The 12,337-nt window shown below is 36.0% G+C and carries 12 protein-coding genes; 1 reads left to right on the top strand and 11 read right to left on the bottom strand.

All coding sequences use genetic code 11. The features are described 5' to 3' along the window. Window positions 1-2 precede the first annotated feature (2 nt). The 7 genes from CQZ94_RS17145 to CQZ94_RS17180 form a co-directional block, all read right to left on the bottom strand. Window positions 3-1,352, bottom strand: coding sequence for a GntP family permease (locus CQZ94_RS17145; protein ID WP_142395858.1), 1,350 nt, complete (start codon window positions 1,350-1,352; stop codon window positions 3-5). Window positions 1,353-1,366: 14 nt separating this feature from the next. Next, complete coding sequence (gene gntK, locus CQZ94_RS17150; RefSeq protein ID WP_105586343.1) at window positions 1,367-2,905, bottom strand: gluconokinase; 1,539 nt, start codon at window positions 2,903-2,905, stop codon at window positions 1,367-1,369. 430 nt (window positions 2,906-3,335) lie between these two features. Further along, a complete protein-coding gene (gene adhP, locus CQZ94_RS17160; RefSeq protein ID WP_105586344.1) occupies window positions 3,336-4,379 on the bottom strand; it encodes an alcohol dehydrogenase AdhP in 1,044 nt (347 codons plus the stop codon). A 663-nt stretch (window positions 4,380-5,042) separates the two neighbouring features. After that, entirely contained in the window at window positions 5,043-5,897 is an 855-nt protein-coding gene (locus CQZ94_RS17165) for a MurR/RpiR family transcriptional regulator (RefSeq protein WP_002136112.1), read from the bottom strand. A gap of 141 nt (window positions 5,898-6,038) precedes the next feature. Then, on the bottom strand, window positions 6,039-6,674 hold the full coding sequence (locus tag CQZ94_RS17170; protein WP_105586345.1) for a response regulator: 636 nt from the start codon (window positions 6,672-6,674) through the stop codon (window positions 6,039-6,041). Window positions 6,675-6,688: 14 nt separating this feature from the next. Further along, a complete protein-coding gene (locus CQZ94_RS17175) occupies window positions 6,689-7,807 on the bottom strand; it encodes a GAF domain-containing sensor histidine kinase (RefSeq protein ID WP_002202134.1) in 1,119 nt (372 codons plus the stop codon). Window positions 7,808-7,975: 168 nt separating this feature from the next. Beyond that, on the bottom strand, window positions 7,976-8,869 hold the full coding sequence (locus tag CQZ94_RS17180; protein ID WP_105586347.1) for a mechanosensitive ion channel family protein: 894 nt from the start codon (window positions 8,867-8,869) through the stop codon (window positions 7,976-7,978). 365 nt (window positions 8,870-9,234) lie between these two features. Between CQZ94_RS17180 and CQZ94_RS17185 the strand changes: the two genes are divergently transcribed. After that, window positions 9,235-9,684, top strand: a complete 450-nt coding sequence (locus CQZ94_RS17185) for an NUDIX hydrolase (protein WP_105586348.1) — start codon at window positions 9,235-9,237, stop codon at window positions 9,682-9,684. A 34-nt stretch (window positions 9,685-9,718) separates the two neighbouring features. Here CQZ94_RS17185 and CQZ94_RS17190 read toward each other — a convergent pair whose 3' ends face one another. From CQZ94_RS17190 to CQZ94_RS17205, 4 genes are all read right to left on the bottom strand, one after another. Then, on the bottom strand, window positions 9,719-10,267 hold the full coding sequence (locus CQZ94_RS17190) for a cysteine hydrolase family protein (protein ID WP_105586349.1): 549 nt from the start codon (window positions 10,265-10,267) through the stop codon (window positions 9,719-9,721). Window positions 10,268-10,521: 254 nt separating this feature from the next. Beyond that, window positions 10,522-10,704, bottom strand: coding sequence for a hypothetical protein (locus CQZ94_RS17195; RefSeq protein WP_255834012.1), 183 nt, complete (start codon window positions 10,702-10,704; stop codon window positions 10,522-10,524). A 143-nt stretch (window positions 10,705-10,847) separates the two neighbouring features. Then, the gene (locus tag CQZ94_RS17200; RefSeq protein ID WP_105586350.1) at window positions 10,848-11,336 is read right to left on the bottom strand and encodes a putative periplasmic lipoprotein; all 489 of its coding nucleotides are present in this window, start codon (window positions 11,334-11,336) and stop codon (window positions 10,848-10,850) included. A gap of 260 nt (window positions 11,337-11,596) precedes the next feature. Continuing rightward, window positions 11,597-12,244: a nitroreductase family protein gene (locus CQZ94_RS17205; protein ID WP_002012699.1), complete on the bottom strand. Its 648-nt coding sequence runs from the start codon at window positions 12,242-12,244 to the stop codon at window positions 11,597-11,599. Between the last annotated feature and the right edge of the window lie 93 nt (window positions 12,245-12,337).

The raw sequence follows: 12,337 nt of genomic DNA on the forward strand, positions 1-12,337 counted from the left end.
TTCTATACAAATATATTTAATAACGAAATTAGTCCAAGTGCTACAACAGATAGTATTGTCTCCATTGCAGTCCATGTTAATAATGTTTCTTTCACAGTCATTCCGAAATATTCTTTAATCATCCAAAATCCAGAATCGTTCACATGTGATAATATTAATGACCCTGCTCCTGTTGCAAGTGCCAGTAACTCTACATTCACTCCTGGTGTACTTACCGCAATCGGTGCCACTATTCCTGCTGCTGTCATCATGGAAACAGTAGCAGAGCCAGTCGCGATTCGAATAAGTGCAGCAATTCCCCACCCTAATACTATTGGTGAAATATGTGATTCTTTCGCCATCTCCGCAATTGTAGTTCCGATCCCAGAATCTAATAACACTTTATTAAAGGCACCGCCTGCACCGATAACTAACAGTATGTTTGCAATTGGGCCTAAACAATCATTTGTTAATTGTAATACTTTGTCTTTAGAAAATCCTTTTGCATAGCCAAGACTAAAGAAAGAATATATCGTTGCAATTAATAATGCGACTATTGGATCTCCAATAAAGTGCAATACTTGTGCAAATTGGCTTGTTTTATTTAATGCTACTTCCGCTATCGATGCACCTAGCATAAGAAATACTGGAAGTAAAATAGTAAACAATGTATTTCCGAAGCTAGGAAGTTCCTTCTTCTTATCTCTTTCAATAAATTGCTCCGCTATATCTAATGGTACTTCTTTATGTATACGAGCACCGATCCATTTCCCGTAAAGCGGACCTGAAATTATTGCAGTTGGAAGTCCGACAATTAATGCATATAAAATTGTCTTCCCTACATCTGCTTTAAATATCCCTACCGCTGCCATAGCTGCTGGGTGCGGTGGAACAAGTCCGTGTACAACCGAAAGGCCTGCTACTAGCGGAATACCGATTGTAATAAGTGATACCCCTGTTTCTAACGCAATTGTAAATACTAACGGAATTAATAGTACAAATCCAACTTGGAAAAATACCGGAATCCCTACTATAAATGCAACGAACATCATTGCCCAGTGAACACGTTTTTTCCCAAAACGTCCAATTAATGTGTTAGCAATTCGTTCAGCACCGCCAGACTCAGCCATCATTTTTCCAAGCATTGTTCCTAAAGCTAAAACAATCGCTAAAAACCCTAACGTATTACCAAGACCTAATTTAATAGAATCGATAATCCCCGGATGTTGTGGTGAAGTTCCAATTAAGGGCATCCCCATTGCTAGCCCAACTCCGATTGCTGTTAAAATTAACGCGACAAATGGATGCCATTTTACTACCGTAATTAGTAAAAGTAATATGACAACAGCCGCTAGTACGATCCCAACTACCATTTCTCCCAATCCCCCTATTGTTTACGTTGGAAAGCAGCTATACAATCAAATTCTTCTTTCAAACGATTGTAAAGTCGTTCATACATATAAAACATCTCTAAATATAAAGCCGTATTTTCTTTATTCGGTACATGGTGATGGACAATATCAATCCAATCCTTCACCTCTTCAAGAGAATCAATTTTCCCAATTGCATACAAAGCAAGTGCCGCTGCCCCAAGCGCAGATGCTTCATGACTTTCTGGAACAAGCAATTCTTTCCCCATCATGTCAGATAACATTTGTCTCCAAAATGCTGACTTTGCAAAGCCTCCTGAAACACGTATTTCAGAAAGTGGACCCGTACAATCACGAATGGCAAGTGCAACTGAATACACACTCATACAAACTCCTTCCATGACAGCCCGTATGAAATGTTCACGTTTATGCTGAAGGTTAATTCCAAAGAATGTACCACGAGCATTTGCATTCCAGTAGGGTGCACGTTCTCCAGATAGAAACGGTAAAAATAGCAATCCATCTGCTCCAGCTGGTACACTTTCTGCATACTTAATTAATAAATCATAAGGATCAATCCCAAGCTTCCTTGCAACTTCTTGCTCCGGACTACCGAATTCATCACGTAGCCATCTTAATAAAATCCCGCCATTATTCGTCGGTCCACCGATTACCCAGTGCTCATCTGTTAATGCGTAACAAAAAGTTCTTCCTTTTTCATCTGTATTAACACTTGATGAAATTGTTCGAACTGCTCCACTTGTTCCAATCGTAATTGCAGCTGAGCCAGGTGTGATAGCACCGACACCTACATTTGCAAGAACACCATCACTTGCACCAATAACAACCGGAGTATCCTCACTAATCCCCATCTTTTGTGCTAATTCCGGCTTCATTCCCGATAAAATATATGTAGTTGGTACAGGTGTTGATAATTGTTCTGATGACATATTTAACATAGTTAAAACATCTTCATCCCAGTTTAATGTTTCTAAATTAAATAACCCAGTAGCAGATGCGATTGAATAATCAACTACATAGCGTGAGAATAATTGATAAATGACATACTCTTTAATGGAAATAAATTTATGAGCAGTTCTGAATAAATCCGTTTCTTCTTCTTTCATCCACAGTAATTTAGAAAGTGGTGACATCGGATGAATTGGTGTACCAGTTCTTCTATAAATGTCATGACCATTCATTTGTTGCAATAGTTTTTCTGATTGTTTTGTGCTTCGATTATCTGCCCAAATGATAGAGCGCGTTAACGGCGCACCGTTTTCATCTACTACAATTAAGGCATGCATTGCTGTACTAATCCCGATAGAAGAAATATCTTCCGGTAACACATTACCCCTCTCAATGGCAACGCTTACAGTTTTGTATACAGCAGCACATATTACATCAGGATCTTGCTCCGCCCATCCGACGTTCGGTTGAATGATTGGATAATCAATTGCATGTGATGCAACGACTTTTCCTTTTTCAGTGAATACAACCGTCTTCGTACTTGTGGTACCGATGTCAATCCCGATTACTCTCCCCCTTGTTTCCATGCGAATCTTCCCTTCGTTTCTAGCAAAATAAAATCTAGTAAACCGTTTACATGAATTAGTATATAAAATATTTTTTCATAAATCAATAATAAAAAAGAAAATTTTTTTCATGATTAAATGTAAATCTCTCTTTCCGTTTCACGTGCATGCTAATTTTTGCTTTGCTGTACGGTAAGTTTGAATTACATTCTTTTTACGTGCAATCTAACTTCCTCTCATTAACACCACATACATATTCCTTCAATATTTTCTACGCATTACAGGTTATGGGACATTAAACAAGAGTTGGAGAACTCTATTCACTACTACTACAAACGGATTAAAGCAAAATTAAAAGGCATGAGTCCGGTATCGAACCGGACTCATGCCCAAAAATCTACCTTTTAATATTTAAAGAGATTCACACCGACGATGATTTAAAAAAAGTGAATTATTTACAATCGCAATTACACTTGTGTTGTTTAAAATCGATTACCATACGGCCCTGAATTCTACCTTGTTCCATTTCTTCGAATACATCTTGTACTTCATCTAGTGGACAAGTTTGAACCACCGGCACTACTTTTCCTTCTGCACCGAACATAAATGCCTCCTCTAGATCCTTACGAGTACCAACAAGAGAACCAACTACTTCTATTCCGTCTAGTACAAGTCGTGGAATGTTTAAATCCATAGTTTCTACTGGTAAACCTACCGCCACTACTTTACCGCAAGCACGTACTGCATCAACTGCTGAATTGAAGGCTACTTTAGAAACTGCTGTTACTACAGCAGCATAAGCGCCACCAAACGCCTCTTGAACAATCTTATCAGCAGGACCTTGAGTAATTGGATTGATAGTCATATCGGCACCAACTTCTTTTGCTAAGGCTAATTTGTCGTCATTGATATCTACTGCAATTACCTTTGCACCAAATACATTCTTAGCATATTGGATTGCTAGGTTACCCAATCCACCACAACCATAGATTACGATAGGTTGACCAGGTTTAATGTCTGATACTTTAATAGCTTTATATGTAGTTACGCCTGCACATGTGATTGATGATGCTTGAGCAGGATCTAATCCTTCTGGTACCGTCACCGCATAGTCAGCTGTAACGATACATTGTTCAGCCATACCACCATCTACTGTATAACCAGCATTTTTAACTTCACGACAGAATGTTTCTCTACCAGTTACGCAATATTCACAACGTCCACAAGATTGGAACATCCATGCAATACTTACACGGTCACCAAGCTTAAGTGAAGTTACATCATCAGCAATTTCAGTAACAATACCTACACCTTCATGACCAAGGATGCGGCCATCTGTATTACCAAAATCATGATTCGCAACGTGTAAGTCAGTGTGGCAAACTCCACAATACTCTACATCTACTAACGCTTCGCCTGAACGTAACGGACGTAATTCTTTTTCAATAACTTCGATGTTTGCTTTGCTGTTTTTATTAACCACTACTGCTTTCATATGTGATCTCCCCTTTAGTGTTTTAGAGTTTTAATGAGTTCATCTCACAAATTCTGTCCTCACTGTTTTGGCTAATTATTGTACCAAATTTAAATGTTCAATCATCATTACAGGTTCATCATAACATGGAATTCCACAAACATATTTTGAAATATTGAACAATATTTGAATTATTACATAAAGGTTTTTTATGTATTAAAAGGAAAAAATTGAAACTTTATTATATCTATATTTGAATTTATTAAGCTATTCTTTTGATTTTAAATGTGAAGTATATAGAGGTTAGAAAAAATGAATGGTTGTGAAGATGGGAGACTATAAGTAAAACGTTTTATACAATTTTTTTGTAGTTCATCTTGGAGTATTTACTTTTCTTAGCTTGATTGAGATGGGATATCACCAATAAAGTGAAACTTTAATCAGAGGGGGTTTTGTCCATCCCCCTCTGATTATTAGCCCTCACCAATCGGGCTTTTACGGGCAGTTAATCTCCTACTTAACTTCCTCGTATGTGCCTAATTTTGAGGCGGGAGTCTTACTGCCCGCAAATAGCGGGATAAAACTAATTGAAACGCTAAAGATGAACATGTTGCTTATTTCTACGGGCAAGTAGATCTTGAGGATATATCAACAAACTAAAAAGCTCTTCATTTGAAGAGCTTTTTATATTCGCTTCATTGAAATTGTTTCACGTATGCTTTGTAAATTTTGCAGTGTTTCCTCCTGTCGTTGCAACGACAAACCCACATACAAAGTATCTAATAAACTAAGCTGCGCTAATCGTGATGAACTTGCTTCTGTACGAAATTCAGTCTCACGCGTCGAAGTATATAACGTTATATGAGCAAGTTGGCTTAATGCCGATTTTTGATAGCTCGTAATCGCAATAATTTTGGCCCCTCTTGCTTTCGCTACTTCTAACGCTTCAAGTAAACCTTTATTACTGCCCGAATGAGAAATTGCAATGACCACTGCTTCTTTTGTTAGCAAGCCAGCTCCCATAATTTGAAAATGAGAATCCGTATGAGCAATACAAGAAATACCCGTTCTCATAAACTTATGATAAGCATCCATCGCAATAATACCCGAACCACCATTTCCATAAAACTCAATTCGTTTCGCTTCATTCAGCGCACTTACTGCCTGTTCCAACGCGTTATCGTTTAACAAATGTAATGTATCTTGCAGTCCTGTAATATGTGAATGAAAAACTTTTTTAGCAACAGTGACCATATTATCTTCTACCGATACTTCCTCATGAATATTTTGCATTGGGGTATGTACAATCTCACGAGCTAATGTAATTTTCAAGTCTTGGAACCCTTGAAAACCTAAGTGTTTGCATAAGCGGAATATCGTTGCTTCGGAACTATTCGTAACTTCCGCTAATTCCGTAATCGATTTATGTACAACATCTTGTGGATGTTTCAAAATATGTTCGGCAATACTTCGTAATTTCGGTGATAAACCATTTAACGAAGCCTGAATCTTTCCAATCCCACTTTTTGTACCAGGCATAGCGTATCTTCCCCTTCCATAGTAGCTTTATTGTACCTAATTATTGAAAGAAGAAAAACCTCTATTTGGCGCATCACTATACATTTTATTTGCTCCTATGTATTCTACCGTAACATATGACACAATTATTCATACTTATTTCTAGTTTTCCCCATGCTTTACTGCGTATAATGCAGCTTGTGTACGATCATCTACTTCCAATTTAGCCAATACGTTAGAAACGTGTGTTTTCACAGTTTGTTCTGTAATATGAAGCTCTGCTGCAATCTCCTTATTGCTCCTTCCTTTCGCAATTTCACGAAGTACTTCTTGCTCCCTTTTCGTTAATATGGAAAAAGGATTCTCTTTTTCTTTCTTGACTGCTGACCGTCCTAATAGTGCAGGTGTTACTTTCGGGTGAAAATTCGCATTTCCTTGATATACCGCAACAATTGACGCAACGAGTTGATCTGGCTGCACCTCTTTTAATTGATAACCATCTGCCCCAGCTTCTAATGCTGGTAAAACGTAATCTTGTTCTGAAAAACTACTGAGCATAAGAATTTTTATTGTCTCATCGTATTGCTTTATACGTTTTGTCGCTTCAATACCATCCATTTTCGGCATTGATAAATCCATTAATACTACATCTGGCCTTTCTGTTTGGACGAACGTTAATGCTTCTTCACCATTTTCTGCTTCCCCAATAATTTCAAATTCTTCTCTCGTCTTCAAAAAGAATACGAGTCCTCTTCGAACGATATGATGATCTTCTACAAGTAATAATTTAATTTTCACTGACGTTCTCCCTCTCAAACCGGTAATTGAATTTCTATCTTTGTCCCCTTTTCCGGTTCTGCTTTTATTCGAAAAATTCCCCTCATTAATTCAATTCGTTCTTTCATACTTTTCAAACCAAGTGCTGACTCTCTGACTTGATCCTGTATAAATCCTATTCCGTTATCTTCTATGTAAAAGTGCAGCTTATTATCTTCAATCCTTAAATGAACACATACTTTTTCACACGAAGCATGCTTTTTACAATTATGTAATGCCTCTTGGCTTATACGCCATAAAACTTCTTCTATTTCATCTTCAATTAAAACCATTCCATCAATTCGAACTTCCACTTGAATCCCTAACAGTTTTCCGTAATTTTGAATCGCTTCTGCTAAACCTTTCTCTAATCCTTCAGGCCTTAATTGCCAAATCAAAAGTGTCATCTCTTGTAATGCTTCCTGTGATAATTCTCCAATATAACTTAACATCTCTTGCAAGTCTCTATCCTTCGTCATATTTAGAGTCCCTTTCGCTGTTAGCATAATTGAAAATAACAATTGTTTAACGGAATCATGTAAATCACGAGCCAATCGATTTCTTTCAGCTACAACTACATATTTTCGTTCTTTCTCAACTAATTGAATACGTTGTATTGTCGTTCCAATTTGAAATGCAATCGCTTCTAATAACGCTAACTCTTCCTCAGAAAAATGTGTTTTATGAGGCGAGGCTACATTTAATAGACCAAATTTCTCTGATCCAGATCTTAGCGGGATTGTCGCATGATGTGTAACATCTTCTGTCTCGCCCCAATTACATTCAATCGCATCCTCTATTCGTTTACATTCAATAATATTTGTCGCTTTTTCCAATCTTCCATTCACAAAACGTTCTACACACCAACAATCTCCTTCACACATCGGCTTCTTTTCCTGCCACGTAAGAGCTGGGGGTAAGTTTTGGTCTACAAGCATACGATGCTTTCCACTTTCATCAATAAAGAATATCCACCCTGTTTGTAAATTCATAACTTGTAATAATGTATGTAACACTTTCCCTAACATTTCCTGTAAGTTTGTTGCTTCATTTAGTAACTCAGCAATTTCTTTTAATGCTTCTAAACGATGCATCTCTTTTTCATCTATGTTCATTTTCATCACCAACTACCATTATAACATTAAGAAATTTCTAAATACTACAAACAAAAAAAGAACCGAATTCCTTCAGCTCTTTTTTAGGAGATATCCCATACAGTTCATTCAAATCTGATGATTTGCAAATCTAAATTCTAAACCAAAACAGAAATTAGCTAGTTTTCATTAACTGTCTGATAAAGATTGTCCCACATGGATATTTTGTAAACTTTCAGTGTTAACGAACATATTCGCTGCTGGCATTTGTACTTGATTTTTATGGAGCATAGACATTAATTCAAATCTTACTTGTCTAGAAGTTTCAAAATAATCTTCTGGCCTAATCAAACCTGTAATACAAAATTCATATCCAACATATTTAAGGTTAGGATTTAAGTCTGTAACCCCAACATATTTAAATGGTTCAACAGCTTCATCATCTACTCTATAAAGACTTTGATCCAATTTCCCATTACAAATAACACATACTTCTTCTAACAATTCCTTAACTCTTGTAGGATCTTCCTGATAACTTACCGTGATGCGTTCAATAACTCGCATCCATCCTTTATTAAAATTTTGTATCGTTCTAATCTCTCCGTGTGGTATGGTAAGGAGTTTTCCTGACCATTCACGAATTTGCATAAAACGAATACTAATTTCCTCAATGGTTCCTGAATTTGTTCCGTTAAAAGTAACAAAATCGCCAACACGAAACTCTTTGTCCGCTAATCTTGCAAAGCCTAATATTACATCTTTTAGCATCTGTTGTGCAGCAAAACCGATGACAACTCCCGCTATCCCTGCACCTGCAATAATACTTTTTATATCTACAAATTGACTAATTAAATATATGATCAGACTGATGATAATGATATACCTAAAAATAGATCGAATTACACTTTGAATCGTCTGCTCTACCTCTTCATCAAAAAAGCTTGATTTTCTAAAAAACCAATCAATAATGCGGTTTATGACAAAAGAAATAATCATAAGAACTAAAGCAAATAGTAAAAACCTTAAAAGTAAAAATTCCCTTACATAATTAAAAAACTCCTCAGTATACGTTAATAAACTCATCTATCCACTTCCTTACTAATGAAAATTTCATGCAGAGCTAATCTATTGTAAATACTTATTGATTATCTCAAAACTTGCTTTCGGAACCTCTTTTACCCTAACCTTTCATTTTACTTTCTTAACTATGTATTTGTATTCCTAGTTCATCTTCAACAATATAACCCTTTAATCAATCTTTCAACTTCAGATGTCCTTTTCTATTTACTATAAATATACTCTTTTTAATAATCTAAAGGGAGATAGCAACAGAAATTTTTATAAACGACTTTCTTTCAAGTCCTCAATACTCACCTCGTTACAAGGAAAATATTCACATAACACCGAATATTTCATTTGATACTTTTTTCTCACGGAGGTTACAAACAATGGGATATATTGAAGAACTAAGAGAGCTTGCTGGATCACGACCACTTAATCTAGCAGGAGTTGCTGTAGCTGTTTTTAATGAAGAAGGAAATATATTACTCCAACAAAGACGAAATGGCATTTGGGGTGTTCCTGGAGGTTTTGTGGAACTTGGTGAATCCACAGAAGAAGCTGGAAGACGAGAAGTACTTGAAGAAACAGGTATTGAAATTGGTACACTTCAGTTAGTAAGTGTATTTTCAGGTAAAGAGTTTTTTGTACAATTACCACATGGAGATGAATTTTATCCTATTACAATCGCATACCTTTGCCGAGACATTAAAAGCGGCTCGTTAAAAGCAGACGGAGTTGAATCATTTCATGTACAATTTTTCGATTTAAATGAACTACCAGAAAACATTAGTCCATTCATAAAAAAACTAATTCAGCAACAAGTCGTCTCTATTTAAATGTGAAAAAGAGACCTTTTTGAAGGCCTCTTTTTCACTTCACTTCTGCATTTAAACAAGATTTAAAATGTCCAAGCGCATATTCATGTCCTTGCGCATTAAAAGATGCAACCGCCTTTTCATAAACGACAATTTTAAATCCTTTATTATAAGCATCTACTGCCGTATGAAGAACACAGATGTCGGTACATACACCTACAAGATGCACTTCTTCTATTCCTCGTTCTCTTAACTTCATCTCTAAATCTGTTCCAGCAAATGCACTGTATCGCGTTTTGTCCATGTAATATACATTCTCAGCATTTTTATATTTTTCGTATACATCTTGTAATCCACCAAACAAGTCTCTTCCATTTGTACCTGCTATATTATGAAGTGGGAATAACTTCGCTTCAGGATGATATACATCATTGTCTTCATGTTTATCGATCGCAAATACTACGTAATCACCATTTTCAATAAATTGTTTCGTTACATTTACAAGTTCCTTCTCAATTTCTTGACCTGGTTTCCCACAAGTTAAAGCACCTTTTTCAGCTACAAAGTCATATGTATAATCAATATTTATAAGCGCTCTTTTCATAACTACAATCTCTCCTTCTTCTGTTTCACAGTAAACAATAGAAAATTTGTTATTACGACATCGTATGTACTATTCGACATTACAAATGAAATACCTACATTTCCCTCTCAATACTTACCTTAATCCGAGTTTATCATAAAGTGAAACTTTAATCAGAGGGGGTTTTGTCCATCCCCTCTGATTATTAGCCCACACCAATCGGGCTTTTACGGGCAGTTGATCTCCCACCTAACTTCCTCGCATGTGCCGAATTTTTAGGTGGGGTTCTTACTGCCCGTTAAAGCGGGATAAAACCGGTACCCAATGACAAAACATACAGCTCCAATTAACAAGTCATGAATTTGATAATTGAGCGTAACTTCAACCGCCTCTTGTAAAGTAAACCAAATGACCGAAAACATTATAATAAATAAGAAAATACGAATAACTCGTTTCAAACTTTCAATCCCTTTCTCTTACATGATAGTAAAGAATAAGTTCTTCCTATTCATACTAAAAAGTGAAACAAATTATTTTCAATGACATAATTCAATCCAAACTAAAAAGTACACTACTTTTGAGTAATGTACTTTTTTCCATATTAAGACGCAGGCTTCGTTTCAAACGTCGCTTGATTAAAGCTAATGACTTTTCCTTTTGGGTCATTGTTTTCAAACTGAGCTGCGGTAATCGTATGACTACCTGTCTCAAGCGTCTTTTCTTTTAATTGTACTGTTGTCTGTGTTGTACTAGTTACTTGATGTTTATCTGCAAATATTTGATCTACAAATACAAATGTTTCTTTATCATTTTGAAAATTGGAAAGTTCTAATTCGACTTGCTGAATTAAAGTATCCTTTTTTATGAATACAGTTGGTATATTGCCATTTTCAGAAGTACCATCTGGCGTAGTTACTTTTACTTTCCCTTCTCCGATTGGTACTGCTCCTTCAGGAAATACGACCATATTCTCATCACTTGCATTTACAACTTGTTCTTCCTGGTTTGACTGTGCATCTTCTTTTTCCTCTGGAGCACCACAGCCTACTAATAACAATACAGACAATCCAGTGATTATGAATTTCTTCAAAATTCATCCCCCCTGTTATTTCATTATAATTTATTATACAAAAATAACTTCTTAATTTTAAAACTAGTTTTTAACACTTTCATGAACAAATATTAGCTTGCTCACGATTACTGTACCATACTTTCATTTTAAGAACATTAATTTTTTAAAAGAAATAAATAGTAATTCCACTCTATTCATCATTTTAGCCCAATTCACTAAAGAAATATCCATTCAAAATAAAAAGACATTGTCATTTCAATGTCTTTTCTACATAACATTTAGAAAATAAATGTTGTAATCTCATCAACTTCTTTTCGCGAAAGTTTCTTCGGCTTATCTTTCGGAAACCCGAGTGAAATTACCATATTAATTTGTTTTTGAGGCTCAATTTGTAAATATTGTCGCAGTTCATCTTGAGCTAATAATACAGGTCCTGTCATTGGACAAGTACCCAGTCCTCTCGCATGTGCAGCCAGCATTAAGTTTTGTGCTGCTAAACAGCTACTCTTAATTCCTTCCTCTTCCCATACTGAATCAGGAACGAAGGCAATTGGATCAAATATCTTTTCACGAAACTTTGATTCATATGGTGTTGCTAAACATACGATTAATACTGGCGCCTCAGAGAAAGCTGTCGCATATGGACCGAAAGAACGTGTAAGTAATTTCCCTGCTTTCTCTTCTCCATTTTCTGCTGCTTTTGCCGCAAGTTTATGTAATGCATCCCATGTCATTTGTTCAATTTCTTTAATTTTCTCTCGGTTCATAATGACCAAGAACTCCCACGTTTGTGAGTTCGTATCACTCGGTGCATAACGAGCACAATCAATAATTTCTTTTATATCACTAGTGGATACTTCTTGTTCTGTAAACTTTCTAACACTTCGTCTACCGTGAATTACTTCTTTAAAATCTTCATAATTCATACATTAAATCCCCTTTTTACAGCGTTTTCAAAACTTGTCCTATGGTTGAATTATATCATGAAAAAAAGCTGGGGGAATACCAGCTTTTTTCCT

This window comes from Bacillus sp. MYb209 (assembly GCF_002975175.1).
GTDB lineage: Bacteria > Bacillota > Bacilli > Bacillales > Bacillaceae_G > Bacillus_A.

Coding starts and splice junctions, on each gene's coding strand:
- CQZ94_RS17145 (WP_142395858.1), bottom strand. CDS start 1,352: ATGGTAGTTGGGATCGTACTAGCGGCTGTTGTCATATTACTTTTACTA.
- gntK (WP_105586343.1), bottom strand. CDS start 2,905: ATGGAAACAAGGGGGAGAGTAATCGGGATTGACATCGGTACCACAAGT.
- adhP (WP_105586344.1), bottom strand. CDS start 4,379: ATGAAAGCAGTAGTGGTTAATAAAAACAGCAAAGCAAACATCGAAGTT.
- CQZ94_RS17165 (WP_002136112.1), bottom strand. CDS start 5,897: ATGCCTGGTACAAAAAGTGGGATTGGAAAGATTCAGGCTTCGTTAAAT.
- CQZ94_RS17175 (WP_002202134.1), bottom strand. CDS start 7,807: ATGAACATAGATGAAAAAGAGATGCATCGTTTAGAAGCATTAAAAGAA.
- CQZ94_RS17180 (WP_105586347.1), bottom strand. CDS start 8,869: ATGAGTTTATTAACGTATACTGAGGAGTTTTTTAATTATGTAAGGGAA.
- CQZ94_RS17185 (WP_105586348.1), top strand. CDS start 9,235: ATGGGATATATTGAAGAACTAAGAGAGCTTGCTGGATCACGACCACTT.
- CQZ94_RS17190 (WP_105586349.1), bottom strand. CDS start 10,267: ATGAAAAGAGCGCTTATAAATATTGATTATACATATGACTTTGTAGCT.
- CQZ94_RS17205 (WP_002012699.1), bottom strand. CDS start 12,244: ATGAATTATGAAGATTTTAAAGAAGTAATTCACGGTAGACGAAGTGTT.